Source organism: Parachitinimonas caeni, from assembly GCF_030129945.1.
Classification (GTDB): Bacteria; Pseudomonadota; Gammaproteobacteria; order Burkholderiales; family Chitinimonadaceae; genus Parachitinimonas; species Parachitinimonas caeni.
In genome coordinates, this window is record NZ_JARRAF010000008.1 from 1 (window position 1) to 15,572 (window position 15,572).

Below are 15,572 nucleotides of genomic sequence, written 5' to 3' on the forward strand. Positions count from 1 at the left end.
AGCACTCACACTTATCGACTGTATCTTGTTAAAGAACACTTGCTGGCCTGACTAACTATCGCTAAACTTCCCGGTTGCCCGTTTCGTTTCGCTGCGTCAGCAGCAGAGGAAGCGAACTATACGCCCCACCCCTGAACTCGTCAACACCCCACACCAAAATATCTTTCAGCAATTCATCAAATACCTGATTTATAACGAAATTTATTTGAAAAATCTTTGGCAATGCTCTCAGATTTTGTGGAAACAACCGATGAGATGAGGGAGATTTTGGTTAGAACTTGCTCTTGCTTTCAATAGAGAAGCGTAATTGGTCTAACTCGCACAACCAATCACTGCAAGATCCAGCAAGATCCAGACCGAAACACATATGTATAGTATGTGGAATGGAAAGAGTACTCATTATGTCGGTACCCAATACATGATCTCAGACACGGTTCTCTGGTTTATCTGCAGCTAACATGCGATGATTCCGGCCGCCTGATATCTAGGCCAATTTTGTAACAATTTTGAGTATTAGGAGTAGTAATGAGCGAACAACAGTCTCAACCCATGTTTTCAATTGAGAAGATCTATGTGAAGGATCTTTCTCTGGAGATTCCTCATGCACCTCAGGTATTTCTGGATCGTGAACAACCAGAAATCGACATGCAGCTGCATACCGAAGGCAAAGCAATCGACGACGGCTACTATGAGACTGTATTGACAGTGACGGTTACCGCCAAGGCCGGTGAAAAGACTATTTTCCTGGTTGAAGCGGCCCAAGCTGGCATTTTCCAAATTCGTAACGTACCCACCGAAGATCTTGACCCGATTCTTGGTGTCGCCTGCCCGAACATCCTGTTCCCGTATGCTCGTGAAACCATTTCGGATATGGTAAATCGCGCCGGCTTCCCTCCTGTACTGCTGGCTCCGATTAACTTCGAAGCGTTGTACATGCAGCGTCAACAGCAAGCAAATGGACAAGCGCCTAATTAATGCTTGCCTGGCGGGGCTGTTGCTGACAGCAGCTCCGTCTTTTGCGCTGGAATTCAGATCAACCGCAGAACACGGCACGATTTTGTATGAAAGCCCGTCAGAGCAAGCAAAGAAAGTGTTCCTCGTCAGCAAATCCACACCGCTTGAAGTCTTAGTCGAGCATAGGGACTGGCTCAGGGTGAGGGACCAGGCCGGATCGTTAGCCTGGGTTCAAAAGAAGTCCGTTTCCAGTCGGCGTACTGTTCAAGTTACCGCCATTAAGACAGAACTCCGAAAAGACTACAGCCCTAAATCCACCTTGATTGCTAGGCTAGAGCGAGGCGTAGTAGTTGACCTGCTGGACATGGGTAAAAATGGTTGGGTAAAAGTCCAGCATCGCGATGGCGCTGTAGGTTACTTAAGAATCGAGGAAGTCTGGGGCTTATGAAAATTACCGTAATGGGTGCAGGGGCTTGGGGAACTGCATTAGCCATCAGCCTTGCGGAGAAACATCAAGTCATACTGTGGGGGCGTGATGCCAACCAAGTACACGCAATGCAGACTGATAGGGAAAATACACGCTATCTTCCGGGGATCGCCTTCCCGAGCAACCTATCCATTGATGAGAGCTTAGGCCAAGCCACGCAGCAAAGTGATTTGGTATTGGTTGTCACCCCGACAGCAGGGCTCCGACCCAGCCTCAATGCTTTAGTCGCGCTACAGAAATCTTGTCCAGTTGTATGGGCATGCAAAGGGCTGGAAGTCGGTAGCATGCTTCCTCCTCATGCGATTGCCGACACCATACTCCCACCCTCTATTCCTAGAGGAGTGTTGTCCGGTCCAAGCTTTGCCCAGGAAGTTGCAACAGGCTTACCCGCAGCGCTCACTCTTGCCGCAGAAGATGCCGCGTTCGCCAACCATACCTCATCCGAGCTACATGGGCGCAAGCTGAGGGTTTACTCCAGTACCGATGTTGTTGGCGTGGAAATCGGTGGCGCAGTCAAGAACGTCATGGCGATTGCGGCCGGTGTATGTGATGGTTTGAAGTTAGGGAACAACGCCCGTGCGGCACTAATCACCCGTGGGTTAGCCGAAATTACCCGGCTAGGTGCGGCACTTGGAGCAAAAGCAGAAACATTTACTGGCCTTTCGGGCTTGGGCGACTTGCTTTTGACCTGTACTGGCGATCTCTCCCGCAACCGAAAGGTCGGCTTACTCTTGGCTCAAGGGCAAACCTTAGCAGAAGTACTAGCTAATCTTGGTCACGTCGCGGAAGGAGTCAATACAGCCAAAGAAGTTCTGCGGCAAGCTAATACCCATAGCGTTGACATGCCAATTACGGCAGCTGTTTGCCGTCTACTGTTTGAAAATGTCAGCGCAGCTGAAATAGTGGCAGAGTTAATGGAACGCGAGCATAAGCAAGAAGTATAGAGTTCTCCCAAAAACATCAACCCAAAAAACGCCTCGAATCTTCAGGGCGTTTTTTGGTTTGGAGTCAAGTCAACAGCGATAAGCCCCCGAAGGGAAATCACTCCCACTCAATTGTATTTTTGTTAAAAAATACTTTTTATATCAACGAACTAAAAAATTCCTCGTCGTTGATGCCATGAAAAATACCATACAAACTTGCCGAACTGCTGTCCAAACCTCATAAAACAGCAACACACACATATATATTTAGATCAGACGAGTGATGCTTTTTCGTTAAGGGGTGGATATGAAAATATTCTGTCGCGCCAACATTGTCTTGGCTCAGAGTTTTCTAATCATCCTGCTCACGAGGGCAGTCGCCGCTGGGTACGATCCAACCTGCGGGAACCTGCCAGTCCTCCAGGAACATTCTGGTGATCAAAAAATTGAGGGATGCATTTGTGATGCCCGGCTTCGCAACGTGTCCGCCCCACTCCGTGCGAACTTTCGCCTAAAAGCCGCATGCCACTTACAGTGGCCTTTCACGCAAGATGGAGTCAAGCCCATCAACATAGGCAGGGAGAGAGTGTCTTATGCACATTACACCCAAGGCAATCTGCCCGACGGGAGCTTATTGATAAAGGGTTCGGCTACATTGCGCGGTGAACTCGAATACATGAATGACCCCGAGGGCGACACTTGGTGGCGGTTCATGCCCGATGGCAAGCCCATTGCACCACGAGGGCCACTTGCACAAGAACTATCAGTCCTTCAGCTTTGGCGTATACATACACCACAAGATTTTCGAGTGCCAAAATCCCTGCGAAAGGCTGACTGCTGGCGCGCACGAGCTACCATTAGCTTCACGCATATCTGGCTGGAAATCAACGATGGCCCAGGCGCCGGCGCCTACCCTACTGACTACCGCATCGCCGATCCAACCGGCCATAAGCCCTGTCTGTAACGACAGAACAGACCATCCCCCGCCAAGCACTTGAAGTGGTGGAAATCGACTCTCCCAAAACACTGCAGGCCCTTCAGCCCGCCCAATTGATCACCTGACGCTGAATACACTGGCCGGTTTCTCCCCGGCTGGCTTCCCTTTGTAAAACGCAGACCTTGCCGGCAGTGGATTGTGCCTGTGCCACTGGCCAAGTATCCGGCCGTGGCGGGCCCAGCAGATAGCAGAGAATAATGCCGCCCAGAACCAGCGGCATCGCTGTTAAAAACGCCAGATCTTTGGCGTAGTCCAAACCATCGCCGGCATCCATCATTCGCGGGCCTCGCTGCACTGATGCGCGGCTTCCAGCTGCCGCAGCAGCACCCCGGCCAGGTTGCTGGTTATAAGCGGGGAGACTTGTGGCGCCAGCAGCTTGATGGCCAACGCCAGCGACGACGCCTCATCCAGCTGCTGTTTGATGCCCTCTACGGTCTCGACATCCTCACTCACTACCGCCATCGCACGACCCATGCTGATTTCTCCAAATTGTCTGACATTGTTTGTGCATGTCGTACACAGTCAGCGCGCCGGACCGCGCCAGACCTCTCGACAAGTCTTCAGTTTTTTTGTTTTAGAAGTGTAGCGGCGGGTGAAGTGGCGTCAATGCAGGGGCAGCCAGAACTGGCCGTTTCGGGCCAGTTCCAGTCATCGCAAAAGAATATGCGCGAATTTGCGTGAATGAGCGAAATGTCTATAATCGCGGGCAGGTGCTCAACACACCTCACAGTAATCCGCGCCGGCCGCGGAAATTTTTACGTCCATAGAATTCACTTGGCCTGCGCCAAGTAACGTTTATGGTCGGGTGGCGCGCAGCCATACAATACTCTCGAAAGAGAGGAAATCTGCGGGCGGCCCTGTGACCGTGTTGAAGCACCCGACTGCCCCTCTCAACAAGTGGCATATTCAACAAATCACAGGAGGCCAAGTCATGGCTAGTCAGTCTTCAGTCGTTGCATCAAACGACGTTCCCTCTATAGACACATTCAACTTCGATAGCTTGTCCGTCCGTACATTCAACAAAGCAGGAGAAATCTGGTTCGTTGCCGCTGATGTGTGCGCGGCACTAGATATCAACAATCCCAGTCAAGCGATAAGTAGACTCGATGAAGACGAACGATCTGCCCTCATTACTAATGAGGTCAGGTCAAAAAACGGTGTAGCACAGCGCCGCGAAGTTACCGTCATCAACGAATCCGGCCTCTACAGTCTTATCCTCACCAGCCGCAAACCGGAAGCGAAACGCTTCAAGCGCTGGGTCACTCATGAAGTGTTGCCTGCCATCCGCAAAACGGGCAGTTATCATCACACCGCTGATTTTGAAGACCGGCCGCTGGGCGAGGTCGGCGAATACATCGTGCGCAGTCATGGCCAGTTCATTGCCTGCTATATCACGCGCCACGGCGAAGTGTCGCGGGCGGTGAACGGGATGGTCCGGCAACACTTCAATGTGCGTCACGCCAGCGAGTTGACCACAGCACAGCTGCCCGAATTGTTGTCGCTGCTGGAAACCTGGGGCGACCATGCGTACCGGCTGTGGCGCGTGCTGTTCCAGCTCGAAACCACCGCACTCAAACAACCGCGCAAACCGTATCGCGAGCTGTACCCGGCCTGGCTCGTCGCGGAAATGGAAAAAATCGCGGTACCCGACCACCAAGACTGCGTGAAGCACACGGTACGGAAAGAATTGCCGGACTGGGCCCGCTGCCGGCTGCAGCGTCACGCCAGCTGAAAAAAACGGGGGCAGCTGCCCCCGTTATCCATTCAAACCGCCTACTCGGCGGCAAACACGAAGAAGCCCTTGGCGGCTGTGGCCATGCCCTTCTAAACCGCCTACTCGGCGGCAAACGACCGACATAACCGTTGCGCAGGCCCTGCGCACTTCTAAACCGCCTACTCGGCGGCAAACCTTTGTGTTGCGCTGCCCTTAGATCTGGTGTCCTTCTAAACCGCCTACTCGGCGGCAAACGTTGATCGTAGTTATTTCTTGCTGTCCACCAACTTCTAAACCGCCTACTCGGCGGCAAACCGGAGAAACTATCGAAGTTGAATGCGTGTGAGCTTCTAAACCGCCTACTCGGCGGCAAACCAGGTATGGAGACTCTGTAGTAGTGTTGTGTCCTTCTAAACCGCCTACTCGGCGGCAAACTACGCACGATGTATTCGCCGACGTCACCGAGCCTTCTAAACCGCCTACTCGGCGGCAAACGCCACCCGGCCATAAGCTTTGGTCGCCACGCTGCTTCTAAACCGCCTACTCGGCGGCAAACTAATCGCGGTCGGTGCTCAAAACACCTCGCAACTTCTAAACCGCCTACTCGGCGGCAAACTGCTCCACGGCTTCGCCTTCCAGCGGCTGGACCTTCTAAACCGCCTACTCGGCGGCAAACCATAAGGATTTCTGGCGCATCCACGACAATAACTTCTAAACCGCCTACTCGGCGGCAAACTCGGCAACCCGCTGGTACACCGCCGCCAGCTCCTTCTAAACCGCCTACTCGGCGGCAAACGCGTCAGAATGGTTGTCAGCGTGTTTCGCGACCTTCTAAACCGCCTACTCGGCGGCAAACCCTCCTGCAAGGCAGGCATCACCGCGCTGTAGCTTCTAAACCGCCTACTCGGCGGCAAACTGACGGGCGTGAGTCATTTTCTCCTTTCTATTGAATGGCTTATTTAAAATTTAATGCTCCACACTTCAATCGCCGACACAACGCGCAAGCGATTGAATTGAAAAAGAAAAACAAGCAAAAGAAAATATGAAGGGTTAGGCGAATGCGCGCGCATACAGCGCGGCCGCGCCGTTGATGTGGTTGACGCCGGCCAGCGAGCACAAGTGCCGGATCTGCCGGCGCAGGCTATCGAGGGTGAGGCTGCGGGGGTGCAGCAGCTGCTTGAGCGGCCAGCCCTCCAATACTCGACAGAGCAGGCTGTGGTCGGCGAAGGTCAGCCGTTCTGTGAATTGCTCGGCGTTGGCAATGGGCAGAATCGACGCGGCAATCGCATGGGCGAAAGTATGCAGCGCGGCCAGCCGGTCAATACATTCGTCAAGCGGTGGCAGTGGGCCATCGCGATAGACGCTGACAACCATTCTGACGCCATTTTTTTGACTGAGCGGCACATCAAGACCCGACTGCATACCCAGCGAGGCGTAGTACTCCCAGATGTCTTGCGTGCCGGTCTTCTCGTAGATGTCGCGACCCCAGACGATGGGCGCGACTTGCCGCAGCTGCTTTTGATGGACTGGATCGCGTGTCTGTAACTCTGCGTTACCGCTACCGTCCCACGACTTCGAAAAGTTATGCAATATGGTTTCGGCGACCTTGGCTGGCCGATGGTCGTAACCAACTGCATAGGTATCAAAACCCAGATTGCGCGCCGCACGCAGCGTCACGGCACGAATATCGTCGGCGGTTCGGAGTAGAAAAACGGTATCGGCCAAGTCAGACATGATCAGTTCTTGATAGGCGGCGGAGGCGGGGGAAAGAAGCTGATGGGCGCCGCATCACGCATCGGCGCTGCGGGCGGAACAGTGACAATAGGTCCGCCCGCGGATACTTTATCTAACTCTTCCATCGTCAATTCGCGCATCGGCGCAGCGGGCGGCAAGGTTGCAATCGGCCCGCCGGCTGCTACACGGTCGAGCTCTTCTAGCGTCAAGGTGCGCATCGGCACGACGGGGGTTACTTCGGACGACATCAGGCTTCCTTTGCTTCTTCAAGATTCAGCCCGATCAACTGGGCCAATAAGGGCAATATTTCGTTCGGCTGCCGCCCGCACTGCCAGGCCAACCCGGGCTTGACCGGCTCGGGCTGGGCGGCGTAATGGTGGGTGCTACCATAGATCAGCGGCACGGGCGACTGGCTCAGATTGCGCAGCCGCCGCGCCAGAAACTGCGGCCAGGCGTCGGCATCGTAGGTGCAACTGTCCGCAATCAGAATCGGCCGGCTGCCGGCAGGATAATGCCGCAGCAAGGTTTCAATCGCATTCACTGGCGTTGCCGCATGCGCAACCCCGGCCTCGCTCAACGCATACGACAGCGTATCACGCCAGCTTTCATCGTCACTGACCAGCCCCACCCAGTAATCATTCGGTGGCGGCTCGTCTTCCTCAACAAACCAGCCGGCTAGTGCCCACTTTTCGCCGAGCAACGGGGCGCAGAACGGCGCAATCAGCACCGTCTCACCCTCGCAATGCGCAACCCGCTCGCGCACATGGCGCTCAGGCAGTTGCAGGGATTGCTGCCCGCGCAGGTAAGCGGTCACAGGGATGCGGCAGGCGCCGTGCAACAGCTGTGCCGACACCGCCCGAGCACCGATCAGCTTGGGGTGCGTCGCTTCATACAATGTGCGGTCCATCACCCGTGCCAGCTGCTCTGCCACATCCATGGGCGGCACCATGCCCGCTTCAATCCGTCTGAGGGTACTGCGGGCGACCTCGGGCAGTGACGATGAAAACCAGCCAGCCAGGGTCTTGGCCTTGCCTGGCACGGGTCTGGTTTTCATAAAGATTTCAATATTTTGCATCAACACCGCATGCGCCGCCGGGGCGGCACTCTCTTCAAGATCGGGCGTCAATACGAGGTCACGAGGGGACATGAGGCAAGCGCGTCTACACTGCGGAAACAACAATCGGCGGACTCTACCAAAACTCGATCAAATTGGGAAACTCGTTCATCTGATTTGCACAAATTGCAATCAGGGTATTCCCGAGATGCGGGATTTGGCTATGATTCGCGAACAATTAGCGTCATTCGCAAACCACTCAATCAATAACACGAGGAGCCGAAATGAGAACTGCTTACAAGCTTATCCTGCCAGCCTTGACGCTGGCGCTACTGGCTGGCTGCGCCAACCGTCCACGCCAACCGGTCGCCAAGGCGCCCGTACAAACCGCCCCCGAATGGCGTGAAGTGACCCCTGAACGAGAAGAGGAATACAAACCTTACTTGAGGACCGGCACCAGCACGATACTAGGCCAAGCATTCATGAATCAGCGAGGCGGCGGCACGGTAAGAGCAGCAGGTAGTCTGGTAACGCTTGACCCGGCAACGACTATTGGCAGTGAATGGTGGACCAAGACCAGCCGAACCGACGCGGCGTATCAAGACATGCAGCCCCCATCTGTCGGATTTGCCAAAGCTCGCCGCGAGACCGTTGCGGATGCTGATGGTCGATTCAAATTCAGTCAGATCCCCGCCGGCAGATACTATCTGCGCACAGAAATCACGTGGCAGTCGGGCGGCTACTCTTTGCAAGGCGGCTTAGTTGGTCAATATGTAGAAATCCGTGACGGGGAAGTCAAAGAAATCATCATGAACCGGCTATCAAATGGGTGATTGAGCGATTATTCACTGCGGCGGGGGCATTTGGATTGCGCATTCTCAGGACACCATGACCATGCGAACAATGGAAGACGCCAAAGGCATCGTTCTCTTCCTTGACTGGGTGCGAGGCGAGGACGCTTACGCCGGGATGCTGGAGGGGACCCCTTACCTGGCGCGTAAGTTTCGACTGCTTCGGGGGAGGACCGCCATGAACAGCCCCGGTGTATATGTTCATGGCCTGGATGAACTGGAAGCGGAGATTGCGACACTGTCTCGCGACACGCCGATATGGGCCCCGCGTGAAAGCTGGTGCGCACGGCTGCTGGAGGCCCCAGACTGGCACCTGCGCCTGCAGAATTACCTGCTGATTCAGTGGTATCAGGAAGGCGGCGACCCCATGGCAACCCTTTCTTCAATAGTGGCCACCCTCGACTTCCGTGCCCTTTGTCAGCAGGAAGCTGTCGAGCCTGAAGATTGATGCGTCCCGTCGTTTAGCTAAGCCGAGACTGGATCTTGTCAACGAAACTGCTAATGGCCGCAGGGTGATATTGCTCCGTAAAGAGACTTCCCGGATACCAAAACCAACGGCCCTCACTACGAGGGCCGTTTGGTTTGAGCGCATCATTCAAAAACATCCAGGCCGCCTGTTCGGCGGGTATACAACGGCATCAAGGCCGGGGGCCTTTGCTCCACCTATCAACCGCCTGTTCGGCGGGTCACTTTCAGTGTACGGCTGGCTGATGTCGCAGGCCAAACCGCAAGGCCAGTTCAGCCAGCCGCTTATCGAGTGTCCACAGTTCCACTTGCTGCGTCAACATCGCTGACGTCAGCAGCAGCAGATCAACCAAGCCGACGCCGAGGCCATACAACTGCTCGCGTTCGATAAAGTCGAGGGCTTCACCCAGGCTGGCCTGCTTCACCGGCCGCAAGCTTTCCAGATCGGCCAGGGTCTGCTGGCGACGCGGCGGGGTGCCGCAGGCGATTTCACCAACTATCAGCGGGTGCAGCATCACCCGGTCTTGCGTCAAGAGCGTGATCAGATGCGGGTCGGGCTGGCGAAAGTGCGCCACCCAGACCGAGGTATCGACCAGCACCGACTTCACGTCGTCGCCTCGCGGCGCGGGATGTCGGCCATCTCCGGCGCAGTGCCGCCCAGTGCAGCCAATCGCTTGGCCGACTGCACCCGCACAAAGGTCTTGATTGCTTCGCGGAACAGATCGGCTTTATCCATCTCGGGTTCTGCCAGTTCCAGCGCGCGTTGGTAGAGCGCATCGTCAATGGTTACGGTGGTACGCATTTTGGCCTCCTTGCATCAAACATGATGTAAAGATACACCTAGATTGATGCGATAGGTAGCGCATAGCCTGCCCTCAAACCGTCTGGCCGGCGCTCCTACCGCGTCCAATCCTCCCACACCAGCCCTGTCACCTGGCCGAACACCTGATCATTGCTGACCAGCACCGCCCCGACGGCGGCTGCATGGCTGGCGATCAGCAGATCGAGCGGAGCCACGGTTTTACCCTGTTGTTCGAGCGCAGCGCGCAGATTGCCGTAATGGCGGGCGGCGCTGCTGTCCCAGGGCAATACGTCGAGCCGTTTCAGCAGCTCGGCCACGGCCGCATGCAGGCGGGTAGCCTCGGGGCGGCGGGCCAGTCCGAAACGCAATTCGCCCTCGGTGATCGCCGAAATACATAAGGCGGCCATCGGCACGCTTTGCAGGCGCTGGCAGACGGCCGGCTGCTGCCGAATCAGGTGACTGAGGGTGTTGGTGTCAAGCAGGTAGCGCGTCATTCCTGCCACCCGGCAAACGGATCACGCTCCACTTGGGTCTGGTTGCGTTCCTGCGGGCTCAAAAAATCGGCAGGAACGTCGATGCCTTGCAGCGCGGCAAAGAAGTCGTTCCAGTCGGCCGGTTTGCGCGAGAGGATGACATCGCCGGTGGCTGGGTCTTGCCGGATATAGACTTCAGTCGAATCGAAGCGGAAAGCCGCCGGCAGGCGTACCGCCTGACTGCGGCCATTGGTAAAGAGTTTGGCGGTCTGGCTCATGATGCGCCCCTGATAAATGGTATATACCAGAGCATATACCAGCCAGGCGCCTAGTAGAACTCCCTCTCCTCATTCCCCACCCACCTCACCCACCCCTGCAAATCCCTCAATCGCTGCGCAGTCTCGTTGCAGCTGCGGTAGTTGTCGATCACGGTCGGTAAGGCTTCAGCGGCTGTAGGGCCGCTGGCGGTTGCATCAGCGCTGGCGGTGGCGTCGGTCGGCTCGGGCAGTCGGCCGGTGGCGGCGGCATCGTGGAGGCGCAGCCAGTCAGCATCGAGGTGGCAAGCAGCAGGCTCAGGCCGGGGTTGGGCAACATAGCGGATCACCTCTTTGTTAATCGTGCGATAAACGGTCTGTTGGCGGCGGGTGGCGTCGGCGTGTTGCTGGGCCACGATCTGGCTGCGATCGGTGTCGGCACGTTCAATCTGGCGGGTGGTGTGCAGCCGGGCCAGTTGCGCCTTGGCCAGCTCGGCTTGGTGGTCTTTCGTGCTGGCAGCCGCGCCTTTGGCGTAGCCGAGGCCGAAGCAGAGGGCGAGCAGCGCGGCGGTAATCAGGAGGCGGATTAGCAGGTCAGGCATGCGGTCCTCGTTTGCTCAATTGGCAGGCAGGCCAGCCCGGCCTTGCTGTGGCAAGGGATGGCAGGGGTAGTGGTCTGTTTTATCCACAGCCGGTGTTAGTTGATCAGCCGCTGTTTCAGCAGGCCCAGCAGATACTGCCGGGCGTCCAGTCCGTTCAGTCCGCCATTGATCTTGCGGGTGACGGCGGCGCAGTTATCAGCGTCGGCGGCATCGTTGCAATCCCGGCTTTGCCAGAACCAGCCGGCCGACAAGGCGGCGTTGTCGGGTTTGAGCAGCAAGTCGGGGTTGTCGAGCAGGTCGAGGCCCAGCGCGGCGCCACATTCGGCATAGTTGGCCCGCCCGGTCAGCTGGAACAGACCCCGGCCGCGATAGCGCCAGCCGTCGCCGCTGGCTTCATCGCCATTGCCGTTGCGGTGGGCGTACACGTAGTTGGCGATGTCGATCGGCTTGCCGGCATAGTCCAGCGAGCGGGCGAAGTCGAAGCGTTGTGGCCAGACAGCACGCAGGCGGTCGGGCCGGTAGTGCAGGTTTTCTTCGAGGCTGCGCAGATCCACGGATTCGTGCAGGGCCTGCGCCAGAAAGTGGCATTGCCGTAGCGGGGTGTTGATCTCGAAGTGGTGCATGGCGACCGCCAGGGGTGCGCTCCAGCGGTCGGCCCGCAGTTCATCGGTCAGGCTCAACAGGGTTTCTTCAAACGTCATTGCGGTATCTCATTGACTGGGGGATCGATCTGGTCGCTCAGCGACAGTCCGGCGCGGCGGCGTAGCAGCAGAATGCGGCTCAACAGGGCTTCGTCTGCCAGCGGTTTGCCCAGCAGCAGGTGGTCGAGCACGCTATAGAGGCGGTCGATATGCAGACTTTGTTCGGCCAGATCGGCGCGCAGGCCTTCGAGCTCCTGCTGCACGCCGGCCAGACGTGCCGCAGTGCCGACGCTTTCCTGTTCGACCTTGAGCCGGCGCACCCGTTCGGCGTCGAGACTGGTTGAAAGCTGCTCAATAAGGGTTTGCTGGCGGGCAATCTCGGCATTCAGCCGCTCGATCACCTTGCTGTTCTCGTCGTCCGCCTGCGCTTGCTGGCTGGCTTCGCGCTTGTCGGCGCTGAGCTTCTGCTTGATCCAGTAAGCGAAGATAGCAAACAGCAAGGCACCAGCCGTCATTTCGCCGGGCTCGACCCCGAGCTTGCTGGCAAAACCGGTCAGGGGGCGCGGAGGCTGCGTATCGGTCATGGCAGCCCCTTCACCACCCGCTCATCCTCGGTGGTCGGGGTAGTCAGTATTTGCTGGATGCTGAGGGCGGTCAGCGGTCGGGCATCCGGGAAGTCGTCACTGGCCTGGGGCTGGCCGGTGGCCTGCACCCTTTGCAAGGCCTTGGCCAACTGAGGGTTACGCAGATCGACCTCGGCCCAGCTATCGACCAGCACCTGCAGCGCCCGGCAGGCGCGGGACTCCCCGGCGCAGATTGCCAGTGCCGCATCGCCAAGACGGGCCCAGAACGCGGCATGGTGAATGCGCCAGCGTTCGGGCAGCTCTGCCGGCTCCCAGTAGGAAGCGGTGACCCAGCGGTCACCGCGCCAGTTGGCCCGCAACTCGCCCTGGCTGCTGGACGTGGAGTCGAGTGGCGGTGGCTGATCGGTACTGCCAAAGGGGCCGGCCAGATCGCGACCGATATACCAGCCACGGTAGTCAAAGCAGTAAACAGGGGCGTTCAAAGTCTGTAGGCGGGGCATGCTTACCTCTGCGGATACACGATATCGAAGGCGCTAGCGTTGCTGAGCGCCACCTGTGGCGTTCCGGCCGAGGCCACCAGCCAATTGCCATTGAGCGGCAACACCAGCGCACCGCCATTGAAGGGCAGGCTGCGCACCGTCCAGTTCTGCAGATCGGGCGAGGTGATGGCGGTATTGCCCCCGCTGGCCACGGCGACATAACCGCCAGCCTGGTAGTGAACCGCGCGCCAGTACTGGCCATTCGGCAAGCTGGGCAGCAGATGCTGGCTCCAGCTGATGCCATCCAGCGAAGACAGCAGGACATTGCTGCTATTGCCGAGCAGCAGCAGGCGGCCATTGGCTTGCAAGGCCGCGTGGGGTTCCCAGTTGCCGCCGACCGGCAGGCTGCGCGACACCCAGCCGCCGAGGCCATCGACCGAGGTGTAATAACTGCTGCTGCCCGCCGCAAAGACAAAGAACAAGCCCAAGCCATAGCAACACGCCGCAAAGCTGCCACTGGCCGGCAAAGTGCGGCTGGTCCAGTTCACCCCATCCGGACTGGTGGCGTAGCCGGCACTGGCGATGGCGGTACTCAGGAACAGCCCGGCACCAAAGCAGCAGCTGGCCCAGTTCGCACTGACCGGCAGGGCCCGCTGGCTCCAGTTATCCCCGTCTGACGAACTGACGGCGATGGCCGAGCCATAGCCCACCGCCACATACACCCCGTTGCCGTAAGCCACCCGGCCGGCCCAGTTGCCAGCCACCGGCAGCGTGCGCGGCGTGAAGGTCTGGCCGTCGCTGCTGCTGAGGGCCTGGGTGCTATTGCTGGCCAGCAAGACCAGCTTGGGCCCGACACCGCCACAGGCGTAGCCGTTGGCACTGCCGGCCGGTTTCAGCAGCCACGGCGCCAGCGCCGGCGCCACCACCGTCGCGCCCGGATACTGGCGGGCAAACGCGCTATCCCACACCGGCAGCACCGCAGCCCCTTGAATGGGGGTGCTTGATCCCCCGCCAAATTGCGTTAATAGACTCATGACTTCCTCAGCTCAGGCACCAGCCGACCGGGCCGCCGACATAGCGCAGCGTGACCCAGACCGCAGGCAGGTTGATGGTCAGATCCTCGGCCAGCCCCATGATCGGGCTGCCATTGCGGCCCACCATCGGTTGGCCGGCCGAGGCGTTGAACAGGTGAACCGTGTAGCCCAGTGAGGGACTGGCCGGCAGGTTGACGGTGATGGCTTGGGACAGGATCAGCAGCTCGCCGGCCGTGGCCGTGGTATTGGCGCTGACGCTGCGGGCGGCAAGGGTGATGTCACGGCTATCGAGCGCCACGGCCGGCCCGGTCTTGCCGCACACCGAGGCCACCGGGCCGCCACTGATGGAATTGAGCAGGGCTTGTACCTGATCGCGCAGACTGGCCGTGGTGGTCGCCGACTGCTCGGCCGCCGTGGCACTGCCCGCCGCCGTTGTCACCGATTGCTGGGCCAAAGCACTACTGGTCGCTGCCGAGACCGCCGCCGCACCGGCCGCCGTCGCCGCATCGGCGACACCGCCGGCAGCGGTGGCCAAGTCATTCAGTGCGGCGGTGAAGTTGAGCCGGTGGCCGCCGTTGTCGAGGCCGCCCGGGTTCTGGGCGGACCACGGCCCGTTGTTGTAGAAGCTCTTCAGCTTGTCGATGGCGGTCTGAATCGGAATGCTGTACCCGCTCATGCGATCAGCTCCTCAATCACAAAGGCCTTGCGCTGGGCAGCGAACAAGGGGACTTCAATCGGCGACAGCTCGTGCAAACGGGCCGGAAACGCCTCGTGGGTAAAGCTGGCCGGGTCGTCCGGCTTGGCCAGATAGATCAGCTCACCGGTCAGGCCCAGCCGCCGTTCCAGATCCATCGTCGCCCGCGCTTCGCTGGCGCTGAGCCAGTCAAAGCTGATCTGCGCCACCCGCACCACTTGCCCGCCATTGCTGTAAACGGCGCCGGCTTCCGACTTGATCACCTTCTCGGTGCTGTCATGGCCCAGCTTGCGGCCCCAGCTGAAGTTACGCACCGGCTGCCAGCCGTCATACACCCCGGCCCGGCCGATCTTGATGGCGCCGTCCGGGTTGCTCGGGTCGTTGAGTTCACAGCGCACATAGGCACCAAGGCGTTCGTCGGGCAGCACGGTGAAGTGATGGCGCGGGTAGAACGCCCGCCGTTCCTCATCCAGCGTGCCGCTCCACCAGTTGGCATCCGACCAACGCATATCGGGCGTCGGCAGGGCCGGCCAGACCGGGCTCCAGCCGCTGTCGAATACGCTCTGGCTGAAGGCGGCATCGAGGCTGAGCCGCCAGCGCACCTGGGCCAGACTGCCCAGGTTATGCGCCAGCAGGGCCAGCACTCTTAAGGATCGCGGTTGGTCCAGCGTCAGGGTGAACTGGGTGGCCGTTGGGTTCAGGCCATTGGATTGCGCCGCCTGACCATAGGGCCGGCTGGCGAGATTGGGGCGGCTGCCGGCCAGCCAGTCGCCCCCGCTCAGGGTGGCGGCCTCGATCCGGTTCGGCGCCGCCAGAATGGCATTGGCCAT

At 58.6% G+C, this 15,572-nt stretch carries 23 protein-coding genes and 1 CRISPR repeat array; of the genes, 7 read left to right on the forward strand and 16 right to left on the reverse strand.

Annotated features, from left to right (window positions below; genetic code table 11):
• Window positions 1–525: 525 nt before the first annotated feature.
• From secB to PZA18_RS08705, 4 genes are all read left to right on the forward strand, one after another.
• Window positions 526–975, forward strand: coding sequence for a protein-export chaperone SecB (gene secB / locus PZA18_RS08690; protein WP_284100433.1), 450 nt, complete (start codon window positions 526–528; stop codon window positions 973–975).
• Entirely contained in the window at window positions 956–1,402 is a 447-nt protein-coding gene (locus tag PZA18_RS08695) for an SH3 domain-containing protein (RefSeq protein ID WP_284100434.1), read from the forward strand. Before secB ends, PZA18_RS08695 begins: the two co-directional genes overlap by 20 nt.
• Window positions 1,399–2,385, forward strand: a complete 987-nt coding sequence (locus PZA18_RS08700) for an NAD(P)H-dependent glycerol-3-phosphate dehydrogenase (RefSeq protein ID WP_284100435.1) — start codon at window positions 1,399–1,401, stop codon at window positions 2,383–2,385. Before PZA18_RS08695 ends, PZA18_RS08700 begins: the two co-directional genes overlap by 4 nt.
• Window positions 2,386–3,172: 787 nt before the next feature.
• Window positions 3,173–3,328, forward strand: a complete 156-nt coding sequence (locus PZA18_RS08705; RefSeq protein WP_284100436.1) for a hypothetical protein — start codon at window positions 3,173–3,175, stop codon at window positions 3,326–3,328.
• 73 nt (window positions 3,329–3,401) lie between these two features.
• On the opposite strand, the gene PZA18_RS08710 is transcribed toward PZA18_RS08705, so the two are convergent.
• Complete coding sequence (locus PZA18_RS08710; protein WP_284100437.1) at window positions 3,402–3,638, reverse strand: hypothetical protein; 237 nt, start codon at window positions 3,636–3,638, stop codon at window positions 3,402–3,404.
• Window positions 3,635–3,835, reverse strand: a complete 201-nt coding sequence (locus PZA18_RS08715; RefSeq protein ID WP_284100438.1) for a hypothetical protein — start codon at window positions 3,833–3,835, stop codon at window positions 3,635–3,637. The genes PZA18_RS08710 and PZA18_RS08715 overlap by 4 nt, the downstream gene beginning before the upstream one ends.
• Before the next feature lie 385 nt (window positions 3,836–4,220).
• Here PZA18_RS08715 and PZA18_RS08720 point away from each other — a divergent pair, with 385 nt between their 5' ends.
• Window positions 4,221–5,093 carry a BRO-N domain-containing protein gene (locus PZA18_RS08720; RefSeq protein ID WP_284100439.1) on the forward strand — a complete coding sequence of 291 codons (873 nt, stop codon included), beginning with the start codon at window positions 4,221–4,223 and terminating at the stop codon, window positions 5,091–5,093.
• Window positions 5,094–5,122: 29 nt separating this feature from the next.
• A CRISPR array of direct repeats spans window positions 5,123–5,991; the repeat unit is 28 nt; unit sequence CTTCTAAACCGCCTACTCGGCGGCAAAC.
• A 134-nt stretch (window positions 5,992–6,125) separates the two neighbouring features.
• Here PZA18_RS08720 and PZA18_RS08725 read toward each other — a convergent pair.
• The 3 genes from PZA18_RS08725 to PZA18_RS08735 are packed head-to-tail and all read right to left on the reverse strand — an operon-like array spanning window position 6,126 to window position 7,956.
• Window positions 6,126–6,809 (reverse strand): autoinducer binding domain-containing protein, encoded by a 684-nt coding sequence (locus tag PZA18_RS08725; RefSeq protein WP_284100440.1) that lies wholly within the window; start codon window positions 6,807–6,809, stop codon window positions 6,126–6,128.
• 2 nt (window positions 6,810–6,811) lie between these two features.
• On the reverse strand, window positions 6,812–7,057 hold the full coding sequence (locus tag PZA18_RS08730) for a hypothetical protein (protein ID WP_284100441.1): 246 nt from the start codon (window positions 7,055–7,057) through the stop codon (window positions 6,812–6,814).
• Window positions 7,057–7,956, reverse strand: coding sequence for a hypothetical protein (locus PZA18_RS08735; RefSeq protein WP_284100442.1), 900 nt, complete (start codon window positions 7,954–7,956; stop codon window positions 7,057–7,059). The genes PZA18_RS08730 and PZA18_RS08735 overlap by 1 nt, the downstream gene beginning before the upstream one ends.
• 191 nt (window positions 7,957–8,147) lie before the next feature.
• Here PZA18_RS08735 and PZA18_RS08740 point away from each other — a divergent pair, with 191 nt between their 5' ends.
• Entirely contained in the window at window positions 8,148–8,696 is a 549-nt protein-coding gene (locus PZA18_RS08740) for a hypothetical protein (protein WP_284100443.1), read from the forward strand.
• A gap of 61 nt (window positions 8,697–8,757) precedes the next feature.
• On the forward strand, window positions 8,758–9,162 hold the full coding sequence (locus PZA18_RS08745) for a hypothetical protein (RefSeq protein ID WP_284100444.1): 405 nt from the start codon (window positions 8,758–8,760) through the stop codon (window positions 9,160–9,162).
• A gap of 244 nt (window positions 9,163–9,406) precedes the next feature.
• Here PZA18_RS08745 and PZA18_RS08750 read toward each other — a convergent pair whose 3' ends face one another.
• The 11 genes from PZA18_RS08750 to PZA18_RS08800 form a co-directional block, all read right to left on the reverse strand.
• A complete protein-coding gene (locus tag PZA18_RS08750; RefSeq protein WP_284100445.1) occupies window positions 9,407–9,787 on the reverse strand; it encodes a PIN domain-containing protein in 381 nt (126 codons plus the stop codon).
• Window positions 9,784–9,981, reverse strand: a complete 198-nt coding sequence (locus PZA18_RS08755) for a type II toxin-antitoxin system VapB family antitoxin (RefSeq protein ID WP_284100446.1) — start codon at window positions 9,979–9,981, stop codon at window positions 9,784–9,786. Before PZA18_RS08755 ends, PZA18_RS08750 begins: the two co-directional genes overlap by 4 nt.
• Before the next feature lie 95 nt (window positions 9,982–10,076).
• Entirely contained in the window at window positions 10,077–10,475 is a 399-nt protein-coding gene (locus PZA18_RS08760; protein WP_284100447.1) for a type II toxin-antitoxin system VapC family toxin, read from the reverse strand.
• The gene (locus PZA18_RS08765; protein ID WP_284100448.1) at window positions 10,472–10,732 is read right to left on the reverse strand and encodes an antitoxin; all 261 of its coding nucleotides are present in this window, start codon (window positions 10,730–10,732) and stop codon (window positions 10,472–10,474) included. Before PZA18_RS08765 ends, PZA18_RS08760 begins: the two co-directional genes overlap by 4 nt.
• Before the next feature lie 50 nt (window positions 10,733–10,782).
• On the reverse strand, window positions 10,783–11,310 hold the full coding sequence (locus PZA18_RS08770; RefSeq protein ID WP_284100449.1) for a hypothetical protein: 528 nt from the start codon (window positions 11,308–11,310) through the stop codon (window positions 10,783–10,785).
• Between the two features lie 95 nt (window positions 11,311–11,405).
• Window positions 11,406–12,011, reverse strand: a complete 606-nt coding sequence (locus PZA18_RS08775) for a glycoside hydrolase family 19 protein (RefSeq protein ID WP_284100450.1) — start codon at window positions 12,009–12,011, stop codon at window positions 11,406–11,408.
• Window positions 12,008–12,535 carry a hypothetical protein gene (locus PZA18_RS08780; protein WP_284100451.1) on the reverse strand — a complete coding sequence of 176 codons (528 nt, stop codon included), beginning with the start codon at window positions 12,533–12,535 and terminating at the stop codon, window positions 12,008–12,010. Before PZA18_RS08780 ends, PZA18_RS08775 begins: the two co-directional genes overlap by 4 nt.
• A complete protein-coding gene (locus tag PZA18_RS08785) occupies window positions 12,532–13,035 on the reverse strand; it encodes a hypothetical protein (RefSeq protein ID WP_284100452.1) in 504 nt (167 codons plus the stop codon). The genes PZA18_RS08780 and PZA18_RS08785 overlap by 4 nt, the downstream gene beginning before the upstream one ends.
• A 2-nt stretch (window positions 13,036–13,037) precedes the next feature.
• Window positions 13,038–14,048 (reverse strand): hypothetical protein, encoded by a 1,011-nt coding sequence (locus tag PZA18_RS08790; RefSeq protein ID WP_284100453.1) that lies wholly within the window; start codon window positions 14,046–14,048, stop codon window positions 13,038–13,040.
• Window positions 14,049–14,055: 7 nt separating this feature from the next.
• Entirely contained in the window at window positions 14,056–14,724 is a 669-nt protein-coding gene (locus PZA18_RS08795) for a hypothetical protein (RefSeq protein ID WP_284100454.1), read from the reverse strand.
• Complete coding sequence (locus PZA18_RS08800) at window positions 14,721–15,572, reverse strand: hypothetical protein (RefSeq protein ID WP_284100455.1); 852 nt, start codon at window positions 15,570–15,572, stop codon at window positions 14,721–14,723. The genes PZA18_RS08795 and PZA18_RS08800 overlap by 4 nt, the downstream gene beginning before the upstream one ends.

Coding starts and splice junctions, on each gene's coding strand:
- PZA18_RS08765 (WP_284100448.1), bottom strand. CDS start 10,732: ATGAGCCAGACCGCCAAACTCTTTACCAATGGCCGCAGTCAGGCGGTA.
- PZA18_RS08755 (WP_284100446.1), bottom strand. CDS start 9,981: ATGCGTACCACCGTAACCATTGACGATGCGCTCTACCAACGCGCGCTG.
- PZA18_RS08790 (WP_284100453.1), bottom strand. CDS start 14,048: ATGAGTCTATTAACGCAATTTGGCGGGGGATCAAGCACCCCCATTCAA.
- PZA18_RS08760 (WP_284100447.1), bottom strand. CDS start 10,475: ATGACGCGCTACCTGCTTGACACCAACACCCTCAGTCACCTGATTCGG.
- PZA18_RS08800 (WP_284100455.1), bottom strand. CDS start 15,572: ATGGCCAATGCCATTCTGGCGGCGCCGAACCGGATCGAGGCCGCCACC.
- PZA18_RS08700 (WP_284100435.1), top strand. CDS start 1,399: ATGAAAATTACCGTAATGGGTGCAGGGGCTTGGGGAACTGCATTAGCC.
- PZA18_RS08795 (WP_284100454.1), bottom strand. CDS start 14,724: ATGAGCGGGTACAGCATTCCGATTCAGACCGCCATCGACAAGCTGAAG.
- PZA18_RS08740 (WP_284100443.1), top strand. CDS start 8,148: ATGAGAACTGCTTACAAGCTTATCCTGCCAGCCTTGACGCTGGCGCTA.
- PZA18_RS08725 (WP_284100440.1), bottom strand. CDS start 6,809: ATGTCTGACTTGGCCGATACCGTTTTTCTACTCCGAACCGCCGACGAT.
- PZA18_RS08775 (WP_284100450.1), bottom strand. CDS start 12,011: ATGACGTTTGAAGAAACCCTGTTGAGCCTGACCGATGAACTGCGGGCC.
- PZA18_RS08735 (WP_284100442.1), bottom strand. CDS start 7,956: ATGTCCCCTCGTGACCTCGTATTGACGCCCGATCTTGAAGAGAGTGCC.
- PZA18_RS08715 (WP_284100438.1), bottom strand. CDS start 3,835: ATGGGTCGTGCGATGGCGGTAGTGAGTGAGGATGTCGAGACCGTAGAG.
- secB (WP_284100433.1), top strand. CDS start 526: ATGAGCGAACAACAGTCTCAACCCATGTTTTCAATTGAGAAGATCTAT.
- PZA18_RS08785 (WP_284100452.1), bottom strand. CDS start 13,035: ATGCCCCGCCTACAGACTTTGAACGCCCCTGTTTACTGCTTTGACTAC.
- PZA18_RS08730 (WP_284100441.1), bottom strand. CDS start 7,057: ATGTCGTCCGAAGTAACCCCCGTCGTGCCGATGCGCACCTTGACGCTA.
- PZA18_RS08770 (WP_284100449.1), bottom strand. CDS start 11,310: ATGCCTGACCTGCTAATCCGCCTCCTGATTACCGCCGCGCTGCTCGCC.
- PZA18_RS08745 (WP_284100444.1), top strand. CDS start 8,758: ATGCGAACAATGGAAGACGCCAAAGGCATCGTTCTCTTCCTTGACTGG.
- PZA18_RS08780 (WP_284100451.1), bottom strand. CDS start 12,535: ATGACCGATACGCAGCCTCCGCGCCCCCTGACCGGTTTTGCCAGCAAG.
- PZA18_RS08710 (WP_284100437.1), bottom strand. CDS start 3,638: ATGATGGATGCCGGCGATGGTTTGGACTACGCCAAAGATCTGGCGTTT.
- PZA18_RS08695 (WP_284100434.1), top strand. CDS start 956: ATGGACAAGCGCCTAATTAATGCTTGCCTGGCGGGGCTGTTGCTGACA.